This window comes from Altericroceibacterium xinjiangense, from assembly GCF_003958635.1.
GTDB lineage: Bacteria > Pseudomonadota > Alphaproteobacteria > Sphingomonadales > Sphingomonadaceae > Altericroceibacterium_A > Altericroceibacterium_A xinjiangense.
Genome location: NZ_RSEK01000001.1, coordinates 63,863 through 86,486, shown reverse-complemented (window position 1 = coordinate 86,486; position 22,624 = coordinate 63,863). Strand labels below are relative to the sequence as shown.

The following is a 22,624-nucleotide window of genomic DNA, read 5'->3' as shown; positions in this document are numbered from 1 at the left end:
TGATCAACCGGCGGTGGAAAATGTCTCAGGCGTGCGCGAATTCGGCCAACCGGCCAGCCAGCGAATTTGGCCCCGCTTCGATCAGGTCCGTCCGGACCATGTCGCCGATCGCCGCTTCCCCTTCGAAATACACCGATTGCAGCCACGGCGATTTGCCGAGCCACTGGCCCGGCTTCTTGCCCTTCCGCTCAACCAGCACATCGCAAGTCCGGCCGACGCTCGCGCGGTTGAACGCGAGCGAGTGGCGGCCCAGTGCGGCCTGCAGGCGCTGCAGACGGTCTTCCATCATGTCGCGCGGCACGTGCCCGTCCATCGCCGCCGCCGGGGTGCCGGGGCGGGGGGAGTACATGAAGCTGTACGCCTGCGCGTAACCGACCGCATCGACCAGCATGAGCGTCTGGGTGAATTCCTCTTCGGTCTCACCCGGAAATCCGACGATGAAATCGCCCGACAGCGCGATGTCTGGCCGTGCGGCGCGGAACCGGTCGAGCAGCTTGAGATAGCTTTCCGCCGTGTGGCTGCGGTTCATGGCCTTCAGCACCCGGTCCGATCCGCTCTGCACCGGCAGGTGGAGATAGGGCATCAGCTTCTCGATTTCGCCATGCGCGGCAATCAGGCCGTCGGTCACGTCATTCGGATGGCTGGTGGTGTAACGGATGCGCTGCAAGTCGGGCAGCTTGGCGAGATCGCGGATCAATCCATCCAGCCCGACGCGGCGGCCGCGTGCGTCCTCACCTTCCCAGGCGTTGACGTTCTGGCCCAGCAGGGTGATTTCCCGGGCACCGCTTTCCACCAGTCGTTCCGCCTCGCTGACCAGATCGGCGAACGGGCGGGAGATTTCCGCGCCCCGCGTGTAGGGGACCACGCAATAGGTGCAGAACTTGTCGCACCCTTCCTGCACCGTGAGGAACGCGCTCGGCCCCACTTTGCGCCGAGCCGGCAGTGCGGCAAACTTTGCGTCCGCAGGCATATCGGTGTCGGTCGCGCGTTGCCCCTGCGTCGCGCGCTCGATCATGTCCGGCAGCCGGTGGTAGGCCTGCGGGCCGACGACGATGCCGACGCCGGGGGCACGAGCCATGATCTCCTCGCCTTCGGCCTGCGCGACGCAGCCGGCAACCGCGATCATCGGCGGAGTGTCCCCGCCTGCCTTCATCAGGCGCCCGATGTCGGAATAGACCTTTTCGGCTGCCTTCTCACGGATGTGGCACGTGTTCAGCACGACCAGGTCCGCGTCCTCGCCTTCCGGCGCTGCGGACAAGCCCTTGTCGGCGAGCAGTTCACCGATCCGCTCTCCGTCATAGACGTTCATCTGGCAGCCGAAGCTCTTGACCCGAAAGGTCCTGGGGGAACCGCTTTGTCGCATGGCGCGCCTTTACGGGATTTGCTCCGCGGAATCAAAGACCCCGCTCGCGGTCAGGCCAGCGCGTGCTCGATCGCCTCGCGCGCAGCGGCGGCGATCGTCTTGCGGCTCGCCAGCGCCGGACCCGACAAGGGTTCAAGGAAGTGTACCGTCAGCCGAACAGGGCGTCTGCGGGAGAGGATCCGGCGCGCATTGGCGATCCCGGGTTCCCCGTCAACCCAGGCGATCTCCTGCACGTCCTCATAAGCGAGCAGGACCGGCTGGACCGAAGTTCCCTGCGGCAGTGGATCGATCGCGGCCAGCAGGGAACTGCGGAATGGCAGCAGTGCATCCCCTGTCGTGCCTTCGGGAAAGATTACCAGCGGACGCGTGCCGAATGCTGCGCGGACTTGCTCCACTTGCTCCCCCACGGTGCCCCGGCGGCTGCGGGCGATGAACACCGTCCGGTTCTGTTCGCACAGCCACTTGAGAACCGGCTGCCCGGCCAGGCCTTCGTGCGCGATGAACACGGCGCGGACCGTCGCGGCCAGTGCGGGAATGTCCAGCCAGCTGACGTGGTTGGCGAGTAGCAACGATCGGGGGCAGGGGGTGCCTTCCACGCGCAGCCGCAAACCCGCGATCCGCCCCAGCCCGGCGAGGAACACCGGCGGCACCAGATCGGGTTTCCTGAATGCGCGCGCGACGAGGTGCGCCGAAACGCAAAGCGCCAGCCATCCCCCCATTGCGATCACGCGCGAGGACAGCCGGACAGCGGGGGACAGTTCAGTCCTCCCGGTCGATGCGGACGCCGTAGAGCTCCATCCGGTGGTCGACGAGGCGGTAGCCGAGCTTCTCCGCGATCTGCCGCTGGAGTGCTTCCAGTTCCGGATCGACGAACTCAACCACCTTGCCGCTTTCCACGTCGATCAGGTGATCGTGGTGTGCCTCCGGCGCGGCTTCGTAGCGGGAACGGCCGTCGCCGAAATCGTGGCGGTCGAGAATGCCTGCTTCCTCGAACAAGCGGACGGTGCGGTAGACAGTAGCAATCGAGATCTTGGGGTCGATGGCGGACGCCCGCTCATGCAGGGCTTCCACATCGGGATGGTCGTCGCTCTCCGACAGGACGCGGGCAATTACCCGACGCTGGTCGGTTATCCGAAGGCCCCGCTCGGCGCAGAGCGCTTCGAGATCGATGGCTTGATGCAATGGTCACCCCGAAATAGCAAAACGCCCCGCCACTATGGGCGGGGCGCTACATCTTTTCAACTCCGGGAGAAGGATCAGGCGACGGCCTTTTTCGGACGTCCGCGCTTTTGGCCGGGTTTGCGGCCCAGTCCGATCTTCTTGGCCAGATCGCGGCGCTTCTCGGCGTAGTCCGGCGCGACCATCGGATAATCCGCAGGCAGGTTCCAGCGCGCACGGTATTCGGCCGGGGTCATGCCGTGGTCCGTCATGATGTGACGCTTCAGCATCTTCATCTTCTTGCCGTCTTCAAGGCAAACGAGATGATCGTTCTTGACCGAAGACCGAACGGACACGGCGGGTTCCGGTCGTTCTTCTTCTGGTTCATTCGTTCCGAGGCCTGAAAGAGCGCCGTAGACGTTGCTGATCAGTGAAGGCACATCTTCCACCGCGACATTGTTATTGCTCACGTGTGCAGCAACGATATCCGAGGTGAGGGTAATGAGCGTTTCGGTCATATCCGCTTCTATAGTTGTCATGGGAAGCTCTTCTTATCTTTCCGTAACAGAGTAGGGTGGGGGGGTATTCTTTCGCTCTTAAAGGCGATGTGGCCCCTTGGGGCACTTTTACAAGGAGCACAAGCCGCATGTGGGAAATAAAGACGATCCGAATCGGAAATTTCCGATGCTGCAGCGGTTTACGCGCGACGGGAAAAGGTGATTGCGTCGATGCGGGGGGCCATACCATTCCGATAGTAACCACGACGTCTGCCTACAGGCATGAATCGTGCGTTGCGGTATAAAGCTTCCGCTCGATTGCCTTCCCGCATTTCAAGGAACAACTTTGTCGCCCCGCGCGCGTGGGCGCTGGCAATGAAGCGGTTGAGAAGGGCCGATCCAATTCCGCGGCCCCGATACTCCGGGTGGACGGCCAGCAGGAGCAGTTCTTCTTCATCCGCCGCCCCGCGCGACAGCGCAAAGCCCACGGTTGTCTCACCGCGTTTCGGGGCATTCCCATCAAACCCGCCAAGCAGGTAGAAGGTGTTGGGCATGATCAACGCATCGGCCACCTGGGGACGCGTCCATGCCTCGCCATAGGTGGGGTCAAAGGCGGTTTCCATTACCCCCATAATCCGGTCGACGTCGCCGTTCATGAGGCGGCCGGAAGCTTTGCGTCGGGCGCGCGTCCGTAAAGCGGCGCCGGGTTCTGAAGCAGAACGGAAGAAGAAAGCAGGGGGACGTACCGCGCGTCGGGCAGCAGGGGTACTGCGCTGCCCGATCCGCGACGGGCGACAAGCGCTTCGGCCTCGCTTCCGGCAACCCGATGGTGGCGGGCAACGTCGGCGGCGGCCTGCGGCGGGAGGGAAGCAAGCTCGCCTTGCGGCAGGCCGTCCGGTCCGAAGTCCTGCAGAAACCATTCGCCATGCCCGCCGGTCATTGCGACGCTGACCGCTTCCGGATGAGCTTCCCGCGCCATGGCGGCGATCAGGGCAAGGGTCGGGTAGCCGAGCGTTTCGGCCTTCCAGACAAGTGCCAGCGCCCGCGCGGCGGCCAGTCCGATCCGAACTCCGGTAAAGCTGCCGGGGCCAAGCGAGACGATTACCCGGTCCGCACGGCCCTTGTCCGGCAGTTCGGCAATCATCGGCACCAGCCGTTCCGCATGGCCGCGGCCCAGCCGTTCACACCGGCCATCGATCAGCTCACCATTGCTGAACAAGGCGGCCGAACAGTTCTCTGTCGCGCAGTCGATCGCCAGAACGCGCATCGGGGGCCCTACAGAATGCGGTTGAAGGCGTCGAAGTCAGGTCGGGGACTGCGGGCGAACAGGCTTTCCGGATCGCCGTAGCCGATCGAACAGATGAAGTTCGATTTCCACTTCGGCTCGTCGGCAAAGAAGTCCTTGTCCAGTGCCGCGTTGTCGAAGCCCGACATCGGGCCGCAGTCGAGTCCGACGGCGCGCGCAGCCATGATCAGGTACGCGCCCTGCAGCGTCGAGTTGCGGAAGGCGGAAACTTCTCGCAAGTCGGCGTTTCCTGCAAACCAGCTCTTTGCGTCGGCGTGGGGGAACAGCCACGGAAGCTGTTCGTGAAAGTCTGTGTCCATTGCCACGATCACGCAGACGGGCGCACCCGTGATCTTGGGCCGGTTCGCTTCCGATGCATGGGCGGCCAGCCGTTCCTTCGCCTGCGCGCTCTTGCACCAGATCAGCCGGGCGGGAAGCTGGTTGGCCGAAGTCGGCGCCATCTTCACAAGATCCCAGATCTGCCGGACCTGTTCGTCGCTTACATCCTTGTCGAGCCAGGCATTGTACGTGCGCGCTTCGTGAAACAACTGGTCGAGCGCAGTCGGGGGCAAGGTATCGGACAAGGAAGACTCCGGGGCTCGGGTTAGGTCAGGCAGCGCGGACTTCGGTCACTTCGGGCACGTAATGCTTCAGCAGCCCTTCGATCCCGTGCTTGAGCGTCGCGGACGAACTGGGGCAGCCGGAACACGCGCCCTGCATCGTCAGGTAGACTACACCATCACGAAAACCCCGATAGCGGATGTCGCCGCCGTCGCCGGCCACTGCCGGACGGACGCGGGTTTCGATCAGATCCTTGATCTGATCGACGATTTCGGCGTCGGCCGGGTCGTCTCCCATCTCTTCATCCTCCGGCGGGACGGCGATGCCTCCGGCGCTGGCGGTGAACAGCGGCGCTTGGCTGACGAAATGATCGAGCAGCACCGCGACGACTTGCGGCTTCAGCATGGACCAGTCGACCCCAGGCGCGGCGGTGACCGAGACGAAGTCGCGGCCGAAGAACACGCCGGTCACTCCACCGGTATCGAACAGCGCCTCCGCCAGGGGAGAAGCTTCGGCGTCTTCGGGCGAAGTGAATTCGCGCGTGCCGGCAGCCATGACTTCCTGCCCGGGCAGGAATTTCAGTGTCGCCGGGTTCGGCGTCGTTTCGGTTTCTATGAACATGGTGCCGATCTAGTGAGCTTGTGCCGTCTGGACAAGGCGGGGGACGACAAGGCGTGGGGCTACAAGGCCCGGGCCCTAAACCATTCACTCCTCCTTCATGGCATGTCGGTTTATGAGACGGCATGAACCGATATTCGCGCATTGCCCGCGCTCTGGCTCCGCTTGTCCTGATAGCTCCGCTGCCGCTGCAGGCCCAGCCGGCGCCGCCAGCCTCCACCGCCCCGGTCGCGATCCCGCTGTCTGCGGCCCGCTATCTCCAGCCGAACGATCCCTGGATCTATCGCGGGACGGATATCCCCGTGGATCGGGAATGGCTGTTCGGGGAGATGCCCAACGGCTTGCGTTACGCCGTGCGCCACGCCGAAGTACCGCCGGGCCAGGTCTCGATCCGCATCCGCGTCGATGCCGGGTCGCTGCACGAAAGGGATACCGAGCGCGGCTTTGCTCATTTGATCGAGCATCTGACCTTCCGGGAATCGAAGTACCTGGAGAACGGGCAGGCAATTCCGGTCTGGCAAAGGCTGGGCGCGAGCTTCGGCAGCGACACCAATGCCGAGACGAGCCCGACGCACACGGTCTACAAGCTCGATTTGCCGAACGCCCGGCCGGAGGCGCTGGAAGAAAGCGTCAAGCTTCTGTCCGGCATGGTCCGCGAACCGGCGCTGAGCACGGGCAATCTTGCGCTGGACGTGCCGATCGTCCTGGCCGAACGGCGGGAAAGCGCCGGGCCCGGCGCGCGCGTTTCCGAAGCCTCGCGCGAATTGTTCTATGAGGGGCAGCGCCTCGCCGACCGGTCTCCGATCGGGGACGTCGAGACGCTGCAGAACGCCACCGCAAAGGCCGTGCGCGCCTTTCATGACCGCTGGTACCGGCCCGAAAACACCGTGATCGTCGCCGCGGGCGATGCCGATCCGCAGGTGCTGGCCGCGCTGGTCGAAAAGTACTTCGCCGACTGGAAGGGCGAGGGCAAGCGTACGCCGGAGCCGGACTTCGGGGCCCCCAAGGCGCCGCCGGGCGCCGATCCCGCGAACCCGGTAGGCCGCAGCGCAGTGGTGGTGGAACCGAGCCTGCCGCGCGGGGTCACCTATGCGATCCTGCGCCCGTGGGCGCAAGTGGATGACAACCTGGAATACAACCGCGGCTTGCTGATCGATGCCGTGGCCGAGGCGATCGTCAACCGGCGGCTGGAAAACCAGGCGCGGAACGGCGCCAGCTATCTTTTCGCTGGGGTGGAGGGGAACAAGATCAGCCGCTCGGCCGATGCGACCTACGTCGCCGTCACGCCGCTGACCGATGACTGGGAATCGGCGCTGAAGGACGTGCGCGGCGTGATTGCCGATGCGCTCGCCAAGCCGCCAAGTCAGGAGGAGATCGACCGGCAGCTGGCCGAGTTCGACGTCGTGTTCGCCAATAACGTTGAGCAGCAGGCGATCCAGGCGGGTGCGCGGCTGGCGGACGATATCGTCAACGCGGTCGATATTCGTGAAGCCGTGGCTGCGCCCGAGACGATCCTGCAGGTGTTCCGCGAAATGCGCGGGCGCTTCACCCCGAATGAAGTCTTCGCTCACACCAAGCGCCTGTTTTCCGGCACCGTGATCCGTACGCTGCTGCTGACGCCGAACGAAGGCGAGGCAACTGCGGCGCAAGTGACCCAGGCGATGCAGGCTCCGGTCGCGGCGAGCACCGACGTCCGCCAGCAGAACGCCGCGCTGACCTTTGATCAACTGCCGCCCATCGGCGAGGCTGCACCCCCCGCTCAGCGCACGCCGCTGGGCGTGTTGGGCGTCGAGCAGCTGACCTTCGCCAACGGGGTGAAGGCGCTGGTGTGGAAGACGGACAACGAACCGGGCAGGGCCACGGTGCGAGTCCGGTTCGGCAGCGGTTTCCGCGGCTTTTCGGATACCGAGGCCCCGTACATCCAGCTTGGCCAGGCCGCACTTGCCAGCCAGGGCTTTGGCCCGGTGGGGCAGAACGATCTCGACCAGCTCGCCTCCGGGCGCAAGCTGGGGTTCGATTTCCAGGTCGAGGACGGCGCCTTCACCCTCACCGGCCGCACCCGGCCCGAGGACGTGGCCGACCAGCTTTACCTGTTCGCGGCCAAGCTGGCGATGCCCCGCTGGGACGCAGCCCCGGTCGAACGGGCGAAGGCGGCGGCGCTGATGTCGTATGGCACGTTCGGCGCCAGTCCCAACGGCATCCTGTCGCGCGACCTGCAATGGCTGCTGCGCGACCGGGACCCGCGCTACCAGACCCCCGGGCCCGATGACCTGCAGGCCGTCACGGCCGAGGGTTTTCGCGAAGTGTGGGAGCCGCTGCTGAAGCAGGGGCCGCTGGAAGTAACCGTCTTCGGCGATATTGATCGCGAAGCGACGGTCGCCGCCTTGTCGCGCACCTTCGGCGCGCTTTCCCCGCGCGATCCGATCCCGGCCTCCGCCCTAGCGCGCGGCATGATGTCGCCCGAGCCGAACCGGGATCCCGTGGTCATCACTCACCAGGGTGAGGCGGATCAGGCCGCCGCTGTCATGGCCTGGCCGACCGGCGGCGGGTCGCAGAACCTGCCCGAATCCCGCAAGCTGGAGGTCCTGAGCCAGGTGTTCGCCAATCGTCTGCTGGACGCGATGCGGGAACAAGCCGGCGCCAGCTATGCGCCGCAAGTCGCCTCCAACTGGCCGCTGGATGTTGATACCGGCGGATCGATCATGGCGGTCGCGCAGCTGCCCCCCGCGGCAGTGCCCGCGTTCTTCAAGCAAGCGGAAGCGATTGCCGCCGATCTTGCCGCCAACGGACCGACGGAAGACGAACTGGCTCGAGTGACCGAACCGTTCAAGCAGCTGATCAGCCGCCTGGCGACCGGGCACACGTACTGGATGAACCAGCTCGACGGGGCGACGATCGACCCCAACCGGGTAACGATGCTGCCAAGCCTGATGCGGGACTACACGCAGACGACCCCGCAGGAGATGCAGGCGCTGGCCGCGAAGTACCTCGGCTCGCATCCCGGGTTCCACCTCGCGATACTGCCGGAGAATGCCCCCCAAGCGGCGGCAAAGCGTTAACGGATGTAACCTTTGCATTGGCTGCGGGGCGGGCGTAGAGGCCCCGACTTCTCATGAATTGGCAATTGGTTGTTGGAATTCGACGTGGCACAGAACTGGACGGTTGAGAGCTGGAAGACTTGCGAAGCCAGGCACCTGCCGCAGTACGAGGACGCAGCGACGCTGAGCGAGGCCGAGGCGACCCTCACCTCGTTCCCGCCGCTGGTGTTCGCGGGTGAAGCGCGGGAGCTGAAGGCACAGCTGGCGGAAGTGTCCGCCGGCCGCGGTTTTCTGCTGCAGGGCGGCGATTGCGCGGAAAGCTTCGCCGAGTTCCACCCGAACAACATTCGCGATACCTTCCGCGTGCTGCTGCAGATGGCGGTCGTGCTGACCTTCGCCAGCAAGCAGCCGGTGATCAAGCTGGGCCGCATGGCGGGCCAGTTTGCCAAGCCGCGCAGCGCGCCCACGGAAACGCAAGGCAGCACCACGTTGCCAAGCTACCTTGGCGATATCGTCAACGGGATCGACTTCGCGGAAGGATCGCGGACCAACGATCCCATGCGGATGATCCGCGCATACAGCCAGTCGGCTGCAACGCTGAACCTGCTGCGCGCGTTCGCCAGCGGCGGCTATGCGAACCTGCGGCAAGTCCACCAGTGGACGCTCGATTTCATGGGCCGCAGCCCATGGGCCGACAAGTTCAAGGACGTGGCCGACCGGATTGGCGAGTCGCTCGACTTCATGCAGGCGTGCGGGATTGATCCGTCCACCGTGCCGCAGCTGAAGACCACCAACTTCTACACCAGCCACGAAGCGCTGCTGCTGCCTTACGAACAGGCGCTGACCCGGCAGGATTCCCTGACCGGTGACTGGTACGATACCAGCGCCCACTTCCTTTGGGTGGGCGACCGCACCCGCTTCGATGGCAGCGCGCACATTGAATTCCTCCGCGGCCTCGGCAACCCGCTGGGGATGAAATGCGGGCCGAGCCTTGAGCCCGACGCCCTGCTGCGCCTGCTCGACACGCTCAATCCGGGACGCGAGCCCGGGCGGATCACGCTGATCAGCCGCTTCGGCCACGACAAGGTCGAAGCCGGCCTGCCGCGGCTGGTCCGGGCGGTGAAGCGGGAAGGGCACCCGGTCGTCTGGTCATGCGATCCGATGCACGGCAACGTCGTGAAGTCGGAAAGCGGCTACAAGACTCGTCCGTTCGACCGGATCCTGAACGAGGTGCGCGGCTTCTTTGCGGTGCACCGTGCGGAAGGAACCCACGCGGGCGGCATTCACATCGAAATGACCGGGCAGGACGTAACCGAATGCGTCGGCGGTGCGGTGGCGATCACCGATGAAGCGCTGGCGGACCGGTACCACACGCATTGCGATCCCCGGCTCAACGCTGCGCAGTCGCTGGAGCTCGCCTTCCTGCTGGCCGAGATGCTGAACCTTGAGGCGAACGGGCGGCAGAAGAACGCCGCCTGATCGGGTGCGACTGATATTTGTCAGGTTCCGGGGATAAACCGGGACTGCCGAACGTTTCTTCTCGCGCCCCTTCCGCTTCAGGGAAGGGCGCGAGGAGGTGACCTTGCCCAAAGCCCAGGCCCGGCAGCGCGCGACCGGCGCATCGCCACTAGCCCGCCAGTACGCCGATACCCGGCGCCTGACCGTATCGCTTGTTGCGCCGCTTTCCGAAGCCGACGCCACCCTCCAGTCGATGGAGGATGCCTCACCGGCGAAGTGGCACCTGGCGCACACCACCTGGTTTTTCGAGACCTTCCTGCTGCGCGATCACAAGGCGGGCTATTCGCTGTATCGTGAAGACTGGCCCTTCCTGTTCAATTCCTATTACGAAGCCGAGGGGGCGCGGCTGGCCCGAAGCCGCCGCGGCATGCTGTCACGGCCCACGCTGGCCGAGATCCTGGACTGGCGGGCCCATGTCGATGCCGCGATGGAGCCGCTGCTGGACGATCCCGATCACGCCGACCTGATCGCGCTCGGCCTCGCGCATGAGCAGCAGCATTGCGAATTGCTGCTGACCGACATCAAGCACGCGCTGTTCCAGAACCCACTCGGGCCGGCGATGTGGGCGAAACCGACGTGCCGCGGGATGGGCTGCCCGCCCAAGGAGCGCGGCTGGCTGACTTACCCCGGCGGAATTGCGAAAGTCGGCCATTCCGGTGAAGGTTTCGCGTTCGACAACGAAGGCCCCGAACACCGCGTCCTGCTGGAACCCTTCGCGCTGGCGGACACGCTGATGACCAACCGGGAGTGGGGCGATTTCATCGCCGACGGAGGCTACCGGGACCCTTCACTGTGGCTTTCCGATGGCTGGGCCTGGGTGCAGCAGGATGGGGTCGAAGCCCCCCTGTATTGGCGGGAAGGCGAACAATTCAGCCACTCCGGGTGGGAAACCCGCGTGGATCATGAGCCGGTGTGCCACATCTCGTACTATGAGGCCGATGCCTTCGCCACGTGGGCCGGGGCGCGGCTGCCGACCGAATTCGAGTGGGAAGTCATTGCCCGAAGCCATGATCCCGAAGAAGGCAACCAGCTCGACGAGGAAAGCGATCTCATGCCGGTCGGCGGAAGCGATGTGTTCGGCGATTGCTGGCAATTCACTCGCTCGGCCTATTTGCCGTACCCCCGCTACAGCCCGCCTGAAGGCGCGGTGGGGGAATACAACGGGAAGTTCATGTCCGGCCAGTGCGTGCTGCGCGGGGCGAGCTGCGCCACGATGCGCGGCCATTCGCGCGCCAGCTACCGCAATTTCTTCTACCCCCACCAGCGCTGGCAATTCACCGGCCTGCGGCTGGCGAAGGATCTGTGATGGTGCGGGAAGGAATTGCGCTGGTCGACCGGGACGAAGACGGCGTGGACCGCGCCTTTCGGGCTGACGTGCTCGCCGGTCTGGCCCAGCCGCAGAAGGCCGTGCCAGCGCGCTGGTTCTATGACGAACAGGGATCGGAGCTGTTCGAACAGATCACCGACCTGCCCGAATACTACCCCACCCGTGCCGAGACGGAGATCCTGGACGAGCGGGGGGAGGAGCTTTCCGCCCTGATCGGGCAGGGGCGGGCAGTGGTCGAATTCGGCTCAGGCTCCTCTACCAAGACCCCGCTGCTGCTGCAGGCGATCGCTCCTGCGGCTTATGTTCCGCTGGATATCTCGGGCGATTTCCTGCGTGCGTCCGCCGCGGATCTTGCCTGCAAGTTTCCCGGCTTGCCGGTTCACCCGCTGGAGGCCGACTTCATGAAGCCGGTCGAATTGCCGCAAGCCGTGGCCGGCGTGCCCAAGCTGGGGTTCTTCCCGGGATCGACCATCGGCAACATGGTCGCCCGCACGGCGATCGACTTGCTGCGCTCCATGCGGCAGACGCTGGGCAGCGACGCGATGCTGCTGATCGGGATGGACCTGATCAAGGATGTCGCGGTGCTGGAAGCCGCGTATGATGACGCGCAAGGCGTCACCGCCGAATTCAACTTCAACCTCATTCACCGGATCAACCGGGAGCTTGGCGGGACCGTTCCGCTGGAAGCGTTCCGGCACGAAGCGCGCTGGAACGATATCCATGCCCGGATCGAAATGCACCTCGTCGCCCGTGAGCCAGTGTCCTTCACGGTTTCGGACCAGCGTTTCACGATGGATGCGGGCGAATCGATCCACACGGAAAACAGCCACAAGTTCGATTTGCGCAGCAGTTTCCTTCTGCTGCTGGCGGGGGGCTGGACTCCACGCCAGCGCTGGACGGACCGCGCGGGACGGTTTTCCCTGATCCTCGCAGAAGCGAGCACCCCCCGGACCGCACCTTAAGTCGCGCGCGGTCATCGCAAAGCAGCCGTCGGGGGACTATATAGCCGCCATGGATTTCTCCCCGGTTTGGGATCAGCTAGGCCAGAGCGTGGCCGCAGTGCCGCAATCGACCCTGCTGATGGCAGCGGTCGCCGCGATGCTGCTTGGCATGCTCGGCTCGTTCGTGCTGCGACAAATACCGTCCCTTGGCCGATTGATGCGAACGACGAGCACGCTCGGGCTGATGGGCATTCTGGTGTTGGTGGTCTTGCAGCTTTCCCGAATGGACCCGCGCTTCGACATGGCGGTGCCCGCCCTCGGCTTGCCGGAACAAGTGGTGGAAGGGGACGAAACCCGCGTGCCGCTGGCCCGGGACGGCCATTTCTGGCTTCAGGCGGAAGTGAACGGGCACCCGGCCAATTTCCTAGTCGATACCGGCGCAACGCTGACTGCAATCTCCAACGAAACTGCGTTTCAGGCAGGGGTGGAGCCGCGCCGCGCGGGCCTCCCGATCCGGATGCAGACGGCCAACGGGCCCGTCAGCGCGGAACTTGCCACGATCGACGACCTGCGGTTCGGCAACGTTACCGCGCACGGGCTGGACGCAATCATCGCGCCGGGCCTTGGCCCTACGAACGTGCTGGGAATGAACCTGTTGTCCCGCCTCGCATCGTGGCGCGTGGAAAACAACGTGCTGATCCTGGTCCCGCACGATCCGCAGGCAGTCACGTCCTGAAGAAGATTCCCTTGCCGGGCAGCCTTTCCCGGTCGTGGGGAAGCGACAAGTCGATCTCCGGTCCTGCGGCTACAATCCGATGCTTGTCCGCCAGCGCGTAGTAGCCGGACTTGATCTGGTCGAACTTCACCGTGCCGGCGATCCCCGGCCACTGGTACAATTCCCGCAAGTAGTTCGAAAGCGCAGGGTAATCCGCAATGCGCCGGATGTTGCACTTGAAGGCGCCGTAATAAGCCACGTCGAACCGCACCAGGGTGGTGAACAGCCGCCAATCGGCTTCGGTGCAGTATCCCCCGGCAAGATAGCGGCTGGATGTGAGGTGCGCCTCTATCCGGTCCAGCATCGCGAACAGGCCGTGCACCGCTTCGTCGTACGCGTCTTGTGTCGTGGCGAACCCGGCACGGTAGACCCCGTTGTTGACCGCCGGGTAAATCCGCTCGTTCCAGCGGTCGATCTCAGGCCGCAACGGTTCCGGGTAGAGGTCCAGCCGGTTTCCGGTAATCCCGTCGAACGCGGTGTTCAGGATGCGGATGATCTCGGCGGATTCGTTGTTGACGATTTTCCGCTGCTGCTTGTCCCACAATGTGGGGACGGTAACCTTGCCGGTGTAGCCGGGGTTGTTTTCTACGTAGAGCCGGTACAGCGGATAGCCGCTATCGCCAGCAGTATCGGATGATCCATCTGACGGGCCATCGGGGCCTTCATCGAACACCCAGCCTTCGGGCGGCTGGCCCGGCCTTGCGGCGGAGACGGAGATGACGTCCTCCAGCCCTTTCAACGCCCGGACTGCCAGCGCGCGCGAGGCCCAAGGGCAGACATACGCCACCCACAAGTGGTAACGCCCCGGCTCGGCAGGAAACTCGGAGGAGGAATCGGGGGAGATCGTGCCGTGGAAGGCACTGTCGATCCGGCGGAAGCGTCCGTCGGGGCCGATTTCCTCGGCAGCGGGGAGGGTATCGACCCACTTGCCGTCAACCAGTCCGGCCATGTCGAGCATCTCCCTATGCGCAACGAAGCCCTGAGGCTTCCCCCAAGGCTGTCAGGCCGTCACTGGGCCACGCGGATTGTTGGAAGCTGGCCAGCCGGAAGGCCGGGGTAAAGGGCGACGCCGCGGCGCCGCCCTTCGTTCATCAGTAGTAGCCGAATTCTTCGCGCTCAAGGATGCCGCTGTTGTTGGCGTCCCAGGTGCTCCATTCGTCGTCGCTGAACCACTCATTGGAATCGACGAAACCATCGGTGTTATCGTCCCAATCGCCGAACAGGCCCGCGCCGTTCTGGAAGCCGGCGTTCGTCCAGCCGGTGTTGAATTCGTTCTCGTTCAGCTGGCCATCAGCGTCCGTGTCCCACTCGGTCATGCCGCGTTCGCGCCAGGCGGTGTATTCGGTCTGATTGAACATGCCGTCGTTATCGGTATCCCACGCCGTCGCCCCGACGGGCGTCACGGCCGGAGCTACCGGTTCAACGACTTCCGTTTCGGCGACTTCGGGTTCGGATCCGCACGCCGAGAGAAGCAAGGCACTTGCGGCTGCAGTGGCGGTCAATAGTAGTTTCAAGAATTCCTCCTGTCGCATCCTGAGATCAGTCAACGTTGGAAAAACCAACGCGTTCCACAGTCCAATAGGCGAACTGCGGCTAAGTTCCCGAACCGCTATCCCCCAACAGTTCTTCAGCGCATGGGCATGTCTCCAACAGTCGGATCAGACCACGCTCTTCGCGGCTGAGCCACTTTGTCTTGCGCGGCAGTTTCAGGGCGGCGCGCCACTCCTCCTGCCCCTGCACCAGTCCGACCACGGATGGATGGACATAGCTTTTGCGGGCAATCGCGGGCGTGTTGCCAAGATGGGCGCTTACTTCCTCCATCAGGGCCTTGATCGTGACCGGCTCATCCGCCTCCGCCAGGATACAGAAGGCCAGCGCGCTGGCGTGCCAGGTGCGGAAGTTCTTGGCCGTGAAATGCTCCCCCATCGTCTCGCCCAGGTAGGCGTTGACCTCGCTGGAGCCGATCGGATGCACTTCGCCATCGTCGCCGATGTATTGGAACAAGTGCTGTCCGGGCAGGTCCTCCATCTTGCGAACGAAGTGGATCAGCCGCTGATCGGTGATTGCGACCTCGCGCAGCTTGCCCGATTTCGCCTTGAACCGCAGGCTCAGCGTCTTGCCGGAAATGCTGACATGCCGCCGCCGCAGCGTGGTCGCGCCGAAGCTCTTGTTCTTCCGTGCGTAGCTTTCATTCCCGATGCGAATGGCGCCGAGATCCAGCAAGCGGACCACGTTGGCGATGGCCCTTTCACGGGTAAGCTTGCGGGAGGCGAGGTCCTGCTCCACCCGCTTGCGGATCCTCGGCAGGCGCTTGCCGAATTCGACGCATGCATCGAACTTCTCGCATTCCTTCAGAATGCGGAATTCAGGATGATAGCGGTATTGCTTGCGCCCCCGGTCGTCGATCCCGGTGGCAAGCAGGTGGCCATTGGGATCGGGGCAGTACCAGGCGCCGGTGTAGGCCGGCGGCAAGGCGACCGCGTTCAGCCGGGCGACCTCGTCCGCGTCCTTGATCCTCGCGCCTTGGGCGTCGTAATAGACCCAACCCTTGCCGGACTTTTTACGGGTGATGCCCGGGTCGTGATCATGAACGAACACGAGGCTGGAGGACTTGATCATGGGCCCGCTGAACGGTCGCGAGTGCTTGCGGTTCCTGCGTCGAGCAGTCATGAAACCGGCAATCTTGTTACCCTTGCGAAGGAGAGCGCCGATGTCCGATGTCTACACCCCGCCCGAAGTCTGGGATTTCGATCCGGAAAACGGCGGGCAGTTCGCCGGCATCAACCGCCCGACCGCCGGCGCACGCCAGCAGCACGATTTGCCCGTGGGGGATCATCCCTTTCAGCTCTACTCGCTCGGTACGCCGAATGGGGTGAAGGCGACGATCCTGTTTGAGGAACTGCTTGAAGCCGGTTATTCGGACGCGGAATACGACGCGTGGATGATCAAGATCTTCGAAGGCGACCAGTTCGGGTCCGGCTTCGTGGATCTCAATCCCAATTCCAAGATTCCTGCGCTGCTGGACCGTTCGGGCGACAAACCGTTCCGCGTCTTCGAAAGCGGAGCGATCCTGATCCATCTGGCGGAAAAGTTCGATTACCTGCTGCCAAAGGAGAATCAAGCCCGCGCCGAAACGCTCAGCTGGCTGATGTGGCAGATGGGCAGCGCGCCTTCGATCGGCGGCGGGTTCGGTCACTTCTACGTCTACGCGCCGGAACGGTACAAGTACCCGATCGATCGCTACTCGATGGAAACGAAGCGATTGTACTCGGTCGCCGACATGCAACTCGGCAAGACCCGGTTTTTGGCCGGGGATGACTACACCATCGCCGATATTGCTGCCTACACCTGGCTCGGCAATCTCTACCACGGCGCCTACAACGGATCGGACAAGTTCCTGTCCCTGCAGGAATATGAGAACGTCGGACGCTGGGTAAGGGAAATCGACGCGCGCCCCGGCGTGATCCGCGGCCGCCTGGTGAACACGAAGGCGATGCCGGAACGGCATTCCGCGGCGGATTTCGAGAAAGTCCAGGAAAAGGACCTGTTCAACCCGGTCCGCAAACGCGCCGACGTTTGAATGCCTTGCACGCAGGGGAGTGCCCGGTTAAGGGCGCCCCTGCGTCGCACAGCGCACTGCTGGGGTGTAGCCAAGCGGTAAGGCACCGGTTTTTGGTACCGGCATGCGCAGGTTCGAATCCTGCCACCCCAGCCAGTTCCTTCTTCATCACTATTCGTAACCGCCCGGATGCTCGAAGAGCGCCTTTGCAGGGCAGGGATGCGGGCAGTTTCGCGCCCTCTTGTGTGGCGGCTTGGGGCAAGATGCTTTACCGCTCTGCGTAGGGGAGGGGAGAAGCAGACGTTGCTCGTCAGGCGACGAATGGAATGGCTTGAACTGGTCGCTTCTCGATCGGCAAGCGGCCTGTTGGCCCGGGGGCGATCGGTTCGGCGGCGAGACGTTCCCGCGCCGGGACCGCGATCTGAACCTACCTGCCAGCCTAAGACAGCCGAGCCGCCCTCAGTGTTTTGCTCCCGGCTTCAGGTGGAGCAACCCGGCAATGATCGAACCTGCCACAAAACCGGCTATCCCGGAGCATATGGCCGTCACGAGCCACTCCCAGGTCGCACCGCCGCCGATCGCAGCGGCGGCGCGGTGAATCGCCTCTTCGGGGCCGTGCAGACCAAAGACAGCAAGGCCGTGGATCAGAATGCCGCCGCCGACCCAGAGCATGGCAGCCGTCCCGACCAGCGTCAGTACCTTGAGCAGCACAGGCATGGACTGGACCACGGCGCGGCCCACCGCTGCGCTCGATCCGCCTCTCCCCACCATGTGCAGCCCGACGTCATCCATCTTCACGATGACGCCGACCACGCCATAAACCGCTATCGTGACGGCCAGGCCCACCAGCGCCAAGGCGCTGGCTTGCTCCACGATGCCGCTACCCGTCAGTTCATTGAGCGTGATGACCATGATCTCGGCAGACAGGATGAAGTCTGTGCGGATCGCACTGCTGACCTGACGTGCTTCCAGTTCGGCCGGGTCGCTGATCTGTGCGACTTCCTTGATGTTCGACTTGCCCTTCAGCGACTTGATGATCTTCTCCGCACCTTCAAAACTGAGATACAGGCCGCCCAGCATCAGGATCGGCGTCAGCGCCCAGGGCGCGAAGGCACTCAGCAGAAGAGCCACGGGCAGAATGAAAAGCAGCTTGTTGCGGAGCGAGCCGACCGCGATCTTCGCGATGATCGGCAGCTCCCGCTCCGGCGGTAAACCGACGACATAGCCGGGGGTTACCGCCGCGTCGTCGATCACGACTCCGGCAGTTTTGGCGCCAGCCTTGCCGGCCGCAGCAGCGACATCATCTGCCGAAGCCGCCGCAAGGCGGGCGATCGCTGCCACGTCATCCAGTAATGCAACCAAGCCGCCGGCCATCTGAAACTCCTGAGTTCGATTGCCGCTCCCTACTGAATGGGCTGGTCGCGTCCAGCAGGTCAGTTCATCTATTATCGTCCAAGCGCCGGCCCAGGCCGACATCGCGACCTCACTATCGTGCTTCCATGCGAAACCGGCTGGTCGACAAACGCCAGCTTGCGGTTCGGCGCGCATCTGGCATTAGGTCCGCTGGCAGGGCGCCTGACAGGCGCTGGACGAGGCTTTGCACCGGATCAAATGAGCGACAGCGCGTTCAGTAAAGGCGAGTGGACCAGCGCGGACGGGCTGACGCTGCACTACCGGGATTACGCGGGACGCGACGACCGTCCGCCGATCCTGTGCATCCCTGGCCTTACGCGCAACGCGCGCGACTTCGAGCCGGTGGCCGAGGCATTCGGCGGGGAATGGCGCGTGATCGCTCCCGATCTGCGGGGGCGGGGGCAAAGCGATTATGCCCGCGATCCGTCAAGCTACAGCCCGGAACACTACGTTGCCGACCTTGAAGCGTTGTTCGAGCAGGCCGAACTGGGGCCGGTGGTCGCGATCGGCACCTCGCTTGGCGGGATCGTCGCGATGCTGCTGGCGCAAAGGGCGCCTGACCGTTTTGCCGGCGTGGCGCTGAACGATATCGGTCCGCAGGTCGAATCGGCGGGACTGCGCCGCGTGCGGGAGCATGTGGGGCAGGGCGGCAGCTTCCCCACATGGATGCACGCCGCGCGCGCCTTGCGCGAACAAGCGGGCGCGGCCTATCCCGGGTATGAGATTTCCGACTGGCTGCGCTTGTCCAAGCGGCTGATGTGCGTCGGCGGAAACGGGCGCATCGCGTTCGATTACGACATGAAGATCGCGGAACCTTTCGCGCTGACCGGCGCGGAGGCTCCGGGCGACATGTGGGCGGCCTATCGCTTCCTCGCCGGGCGCCCGGTGCTGGTCATGCGGGGCGAGCTGTCCGACATCCTTTCGGCCGAAACGCTTGCGCGGATGGGCCGTGAACTTCCCGAGGCGGAGGTCGTCACGATCCCGGCGACCGGCCACGTGCCGACGCTGGAGGAGCCGGAGGCACAGACGGCAATCGCGCGATTACTGGCGAAAGTGGCATGAGCAAACGCGTACAACTGCCGGGTCTCCCGCGCATTCTCCACGTCCATTCCTCGCTGGACAGTGACGCCTACCGGCGCACCGTCCGGCTGATCCGCGCCTTCGGGAACGCAGCCCGGCACGCCGTCGTGGTGGCAGAGCGCGGAGACCCGGCAGAGGATGAGCGGCTGACCGCGCTGGCGAACGCGGACTTTCCTCCGTTCCCGCGGCTGACGGGCTGGCCCGCTCCCGCCCGGCTGAAGAGCCTGGCCGCCGCGATGCAGCGTTACGATCTCGTGTGCACGTATGGGTGGGGCGCGATGGACGCGGCGATGGCGCACACCCTGTTTGCCGACGTGTTCCAGCTTTCCCCGCTGATCCACCATGAAGACGGCTTCGATGAGGACGAGGCCCGGCGGCTGAAGCGGCGGCGCAACATCTATCGCCGGATCGCGCTGGGGCGCACGGCTGCGCTGGTCGTCCCTTCGCACGATCTGGAGCGGATTGCGCTCGACGTCTGGCAGCAGCCGCGCAGCCGCGTGCAGCGGATCGCGCCCGGGGTGCCGGTGGCCGCGTTCGGCAAGAAACCGCGCCGCGACACGCTGCCGATGCTGGTCAAGCACAAGGACGAGTTCTGGATCGGCACGCACGGACCGCTGAAACCCTCGGCCAACATCCCCGCGCTGGTCCGCCTGACCGCCGCGCTGCCGGAGGAATGGAACGGCGTCGCCTTTGGCGAAGGATCGGCCAGGTCCGCGATCCTGGCGGAGGCCGAGCGGCTGGAAGTGGAGCACCGGGTCCACCTTCCCGGCCCTGCCGAGCCGGAGCGGACGCTGGGCTTGCTGGATATTTTCGCGGTCACGTCAGACAGCGGGCAAGCGCCGGTATCCGTGCTGCAGGCAATGGCAGCCGGATTGCCGATCGTCGCGCCCGCCCGCGGCGATATCGCGGACTTCGTGGCCGAGGAGAACGCGCCGTTCATCGTGCCTGCCGGGGATGAAGCCGCGCTGACGGATGCCGCGACCCGGCTTTCGGTGGATTCTGCGCTGCGCCAGCGGGTCGGGGAAGCCAACCGGGCAAAAGCGCGCGAACACTACGACGAATCCCGGATGATTGCCCGCTACAAGGCGCTCTACTGGGGCGTGATGAATCGGCGCAAGGCGGGCCCGGCGGGATAGGCGCACCGCGGCCGGTCCTTCACTGCGCGTTCACGTGGCAGGCTTCACTTGCTCACGTTGAACCCAAGACGGATTGAATTGACCGGGCCATACGCTAAACAGCCGCCCGCATCAGCCCCTATCGAGAAAGCGCCCGAGTGGCCCTGACACCCACGTCTTCCCAGACCCGCACCGAAAAGCTGGCCCAGCGCAACGCGGCCGAGCAGGACATGCTCCTGCGCGAGGTGGACGACGCCGTCCGCCAGGATCACTACGCCCACGCTGCCAAGCGGTACGGCATCATCATCATCGCGGTGGTGGTCCTGGCCCTGCTGGCGTTCGGCGGGTGGCTGTGGTGGCGGTCCCACCAGAACGCAGAACTGGAAGCCAGTTCGGAACAGCTGGTGCTGGCGATGGACCAGCTCCAGGCCGGCAACGGCCAGGCCGCGCTTGAGCGGCTGGAGCCGGTGGCGGAGGACGGTTCCCCCGGAGCGCAGGCCGCGGCGACGATGCTGCGCGCCGGTGTCCTGCTGGGTCAGGACAACCGGGACGAGGCGGTCCAATTGTTCGAATCGGTCGCGGCCGATGACGATGCACCCGAAGCGTTCCGCAACATCGCGACCATCCGCGCGGTCTCGGCCAGCTACGACACGCTTGAGCCGGAACAAGTGATCGAACGGCTCAAGCCGCTCGCCACCCCGGGCAATCCATGGTTCGGCAGCGCGGGCGAACTCGTTGCGCTGGCATACCTGCAGCAAGGCAAGGAAGAACTTGCCGGACCGCTGCTGGTGGAAATTGCGCGGGACGATGAGCTGCCCCAGTCGCTGCGTTCGCGCACTCGCCAGCTGGCGGGCGTGCTCGGCTACGATGCGGTCGAGGATGTCGATGAAACCCTGCGCGAGTTGCGCAACGAAGACGGTGCGGCCGTTCCCGGGGCCGCAGCCGCACAGTAATGGACCGTTCGATGATACCAGCTTCCCGTAACCGGCGCGTGGCGCGCCGCTTGCTCCTTCCCGTGATGCTGGCCGCGCTGACCGCTTCCGGTTGCGCGGGGCTGGGCAAGAAGGACAAGCCGCAGACCCCTACGGTGGGCGAGCGGACGCCGATCCTGTCGCACATCGCCACCAAAGTGACGGTGGACCCGGCGCTGGCGAACGTCGCCGTGACGCTTCCGGCCGCCCAGCTGAACGAAGAATGGGCACAGGCTGGCGGCAACGCGGCCAAGAACCCGGGACACGTTGCGCTGTCCTCCGCACCTTCGCAGGTGTGGAGCGCGCAGATCGCCGGCACCAGCAAGAAGCGCCGCCTCGCCGCGGCTCCCGTCGTCGGCGGGGGCAAGCTGTTCGCGGTCGGGACCGACGGCGTGGTCCATGCTTTCGATGCCGCCACCGGAGCGGTGACCTGGACGCACCGGATGGATGTATCGGGCGATCTTCAATCGGCGGTGTTCGGCGGCGGGGCAAGCTACTTCGATGGGCGCGTCTACGTCACCAACGGCGCGGGCGAAGTTGCCGCCCTCGATGCCCAGACGGGTAGCGAGATCTGGAAAGTCACGCCCGCCGGTCCGCTGCGCGGCGCGCCGACGGTCGCGTTCAACACGGTGTTCGTGATGACGCAGGACAACCAGATCCACGCGCTGAACATTACCAATGGCGCGCCCGTATGGCAGGATTTCGCGTCCACCGGACAGGCCGGCGTGTTTGGCGTTGCCGCTCCGGCGGCGGGGCAAGGCACGGTGATTGCGGGCTACAGCACCGGGGAACTGGTCGCCTACCGGTACGAGAACGGCCGCAACTTGTGGTCGGACGCGCTGGCGCGGACCTCCATCTCCACGGCGGTCGGCACGTTGACCGATGTCGATGCCGATCCGATCATCGACAACGGCAAGGTTTACGCACTGGGCCAGGGCGGCCGCATGGCGGCGTATGACCTGACCACCGGACAGCGGGTGTGGGAACTGACGCTGGCAGGGATCTCGACCCCGACCATTGCCGGGAACTGGATCTTCACCTTGACCGATGAGGCGAAGCTCTACGCGATTGACCGGAACACCGGCCGGGTCCGCTGGGAAACCCAACTGCCGCGCTATCGCAACGAGAAGAAGAAGAGCGATCCGATCTTCTGGAGCGGGCCCCTGCTGGCGGGCAACCGCCTGTGGATGGCGAACACCGATGGCCAACTCTACCTTGCCGATGCCGGCACTGGCTCGGCCAGCCCCTACACCGATATCAAGGCCGGTGTTTCTCTGCCGCCGCTGGCTGCCAACCAGATGCTCTACATCCTCGACGACAGCGGCCGGATCACCGCCTGGCGGTGATCTTCGGCCGAAAGCCGTCGCTCGGCCAAGACGATCCCGCAGCCGGCAGGCACCGGCTG

22 protein-coding genes and 1 tRNA gene are annotated in these 22,624 nt (G+C 64.8%); 11 read left to right on the top strand and 12 right to left on the bottom strand.

The annotated features are described in order from the left end of the window. Positions 1–25 precede the first annotated feature (25 nt). From miaB to ELY13_RS00425, 8 genes are all read right to left on the bottom strand, one after another. A complete protein-coding gene (gene miaB / locus ELY13_RS00460; protein WP_126171924.1) occupies positions 26–1,363 on the bottom strand; it encodes a tRNA (N6-isopentenyl adenosine(37)-C2)-methylthiotransferase MiaB in 1,338 nt (445 codons plus the stop codon). A gap of 50 nt (positions 1,364–1,413) precedes the next feature. Next, positions 1,414–2,082, bottom strand: a complete 669-nt coding sequence (locus ELY13_RS00455; RefSeq protein ID WP_241233498.1) for a lysophospholipid acyltransferase family protein — start codon at positions 2,080–2,082, stop codon at positions 1,414–1,416. Positions 2,083–2,122: 40 nt separating this feature from the next. Then, positions 2,123–2,545 carry a Fur family transcriptional regulator gene (locus tag ELY13_RS00450; protein WP_126171923.1) on the bottom strand — a complete coding sequence of 141 codons (423 nt, stop codon included), beginning with the start codon at positions 2,543–2,545 and terminating at the stop codon, positions 2,123–2,125. Positions 2,546–2,619: 74 nt separating this feature from the next. After that, positions 2,620–3,060: a Ros/MucR family transcriptional regulator gene (locus ELY13_RS00445; RefSeq protein ID WP_126171922.1), complete on the bottom strand. Its 441-nt coding sequence runs from the start codon at positions 3,058–3,060 to the stop codon at positions 2,620–2,622. Positions 3,061–3,218: 158 nt separating this feature from the next. After that, positions 3,219–3,674 (bottom strand): GNAT family N-acetyltransferase, encoded by a 456-nt coding sequence (locus ELY13_RS00440; RefSeq protein WP_126171921.1) that lies wholly within the window; start codon positions 3,672–3,674, stop codon positions 3,219–3,221. Beyond that, positions 3,671–4,285, bottom strand: a complete 615-nt coding sequence (tsaB, locus tag ELY13_RS00435; protein WP_126171920.1) for a tRNA (adenosine(37)-N6)-threonylcarbamoyltransferase complex dimerization subunit type 1 TsaB — start codon at positions 4,283–4,285, stop codon at positions 3,671–3,673. Before tsaB ends, ELY13_RS00440 begins: the two co-directional genes overlap by 4 nt. An 8-nt stretch (positions 4,286–4,293) precedes the next feature. Next, positions 4,294–4,887 (bottom strand): malonic semialdehyde reductase, encoded by a 594-nt coding sequence (locus ELY13_RS00430; RefSeq protein WP_126171919.1) that lies wholly within the window; start codon positions 4,885–4,887, stop codon positions 4,294–4,296. Between the two features lie 25 nt (positions 4,888–4,912). Beyond that, positions 4,913–5,485 (bottom strand): NifU family protein, encoded by a 573-nt coding sequence (locus ELY13_RS00425; protein WP_126171918.1) that lies wholly within the window; start codon positions 5,483–5,485, stop codon positions 4,913–4,915. A 122-nt stretch (positions 5,486–5,607) separates the two neighbouring features. Here ELY13_RS00425 and ELY13_RS00420 point away from each other — a divergent pair, with 122 nt between their 5' ends. The 5 genes from ELY13_RS00420 (at position 5,608) to ELY13_RS00400 (ending at position 13,042) form a co-directional block, all read left to right on the top strand. Continuing rightward, positions 5,608–8,541, top strand: a complete 2,934-nt coding sequence (locus ELY13_RS00420) for a M16 family metallopeptidase (RefSeq protein ID WP_126171917.1) — start codon at positions 5,608–5,610, stop codon at positions 8,539–8,541. 84 nt (positions 8,542–8,625) lie between these two features. Further along, positions 8,626–9,999 (top strand): class II 3-deoxy-7-phosphoheptulonate synthase, encoded by a 1,374-nt coding sequence (locus tag ELY13_RS00415; RefSeq protein WP_126171916.1) that lies wholly within the window; start codon positions 8,626–8,628, stop codon positions 9,997–9,999. A gap of 103 nt (positions 10,000–10,102) precedes the next feature. After that, positions 10,103–11,344, top strand: a complete 1,242-nt coding sequence (gene egtB / locus ELY13_RS00410; protein WP_126171915.1) for an ergothioneine biosynthesis protein EgtB — start codon at positions 10,103–10,105, stop codon at positions 11,342–11,344. Beyond that, complete coding sequence (egtD, locus tag ELY13_RS00405) at positions 11,344–12,327, top strand: L-histidine N(alpha)-methyltransferase (RefSeq protein WP_126171914.1); 984 nt, start codon at positions 11,344–11,346, stop codon at positions 12,325–12,327. Before egtB ends, egtD begins: the two co-directional genes overlap by 1 nt. Before the next feature lie 49 nt (positions 12,328–12,376). Beyond that, complete coding sequence (locus ELY13_RS00400; RefSeq protein ID WP_126171913.1) at positions 12,377–13,042, top strand: retropepsin-like aspartic protease family protein; 666 nt, start codon at positions 12,377–12,379, stop codon at positions 13,040–13,042. Here the strand turns inward: ELY13_RS00400 and ELY13_RS00395 are convergent. The 3 genes from ELY13_RS00395 to ELY13_RS00385 all read right to left on the bottom strand — a co-directional run bounded on the left by ELY13_RS00395 (position 13,032) and on the right by ELY13_RS00385 (position 15,700). Further along, on the bottom strand, positions 13,032–14,030 hold the full coding sequence (locus ELY13_RS00395) for a glutathione S-transferase family protein (protein WP_126171912.1): 999 nt from the start codon (positions 14,028–14,030) through the stop codon (positions 13,032–13,034). The genes ELY13_RS00400 and ELY13_RS00395 overlap by 11 nt on opposite strands. A gap of 142 nt (positions 14,031–14,172) precedes the next feature. Continuing rightward, positions 14,173–14,595 carry an EF-hand domain-containing protein gene (locus ELY13_RS00390; RefSeq protein WP_126171911.1) on the bottom strand — a complete coding sequence of 141 codons (423 nt, stop codon included), beginning with the start codon at positions 14,593–14,595 and terminating at the stop codon, positions 14,173–14,175. A 79-nt stretch (positions 14,596–14,674) separates the two neighbouring features. Continuing rightward, positions 14,675–15,700, bottom strand: coding sequence for a DNA topoisomerase IB (locus tag ELY13_RS00385; RefSeq protein WP_206435948.1), 1,026 nt, complete (start codon positions 15,698–15,700; stop codon positions 14,675–14,677). A gap of 91 nt (positions 15,701–15,791) precedes the next feature. On the opposite strand from ELY13_RS00385, the gene yghU reads away from it, so the two are divergent. Beyond that, positions 15,792–16,661, top strand: coding sequence for a glutathione-dependent disulfide-bond oxidoreductase (gene yghU / locus ELY13_RS00380; protein WP_126171910.1), 870 nt, complete (start codon positions 15,792–15,794; stop codon positions 16,659–16,661). Between the two features lie 60 nt (positions 16,662–16,721). Then, a tRNA-Gln gene (locus tag ELY13_RS00375) sits at positions 16,722–16,796 on the top strand. Positions 16,797–17,099: 303 nt separating this feature from the next. Here the strand turns inward: ELY13_RS00375 and ELY13_RS00370 are convergent. Beyond that, positions 17,100–18,014, bottom strand: a complete 915-nt coding sequence (locus ELY13_RS00370; protein ID WP_126171909.1) for a DUF808 domain-containing protein — start codon at positions 18,012–18,014, stop codon at positions 17,100–17,102. A 237-nt stretch (positions 18,015–18,251) separates the two neighbouring features. Here ELY13_RS00370 and ELY13_RS00365 point away from each other — a divergent pair, with 237 nt between their 5' ends. From ELY13_RS00365 to ELY13_RS00350, 4 genes are all read left to right on the top strand, one after another. After that, a complete protein-coding gene (locus ELY13_RS00365) occupies positions 18,252–19,115 on the top strand; it encodes an alpha/beta fold hydrolase (protein ID WP_126171908.1) in 864 nt (287 codons plus the stop codon). Further along, complete coding sequence (locus ELY13_RS00360; protein ID WP_126171907.1) at positions 19,112–20,269, top strand: glycosyltransferase family 4 protein; 1,158 nt, start codon at positions 19,112–19,114, stop codon at positions 20,267–20,269. The genes ELY13_RS00365 and ELY13_RS00360 overlap by 4 nt, the downstream gene beginning before the upstream one ends. Positions 20,270–20,406: 137 nt before the next feature. Further along, positions 20,407–21,201: a tetratricopeptide repeat protein gene (locus ELY13_RS00355; RefSeq protein ID WP_241233468.1), complete on the top strand. Its 795-nt coding sequence runs from the start codon at positions 20,407–20,409 to the stop codon at positions 21,199–21,201. 11 nt (positions 21,202–21,212) lie between these two features. Next, the gene (locus ELY13_RS00350) at positions 21,213–22,565 is read left to right on the top strand and encodes an outer membrane protein assembly factor BamB family protein (RefSeq protein ID WP_241233467.1); all 1,353 of its coding nucleotides are present in this window, start codon (positions 21,213–21,215) and stop codon (positions 22,563–22,565) included. Positions 22,566–22,624: the final 59 nt, after the last annotated feature.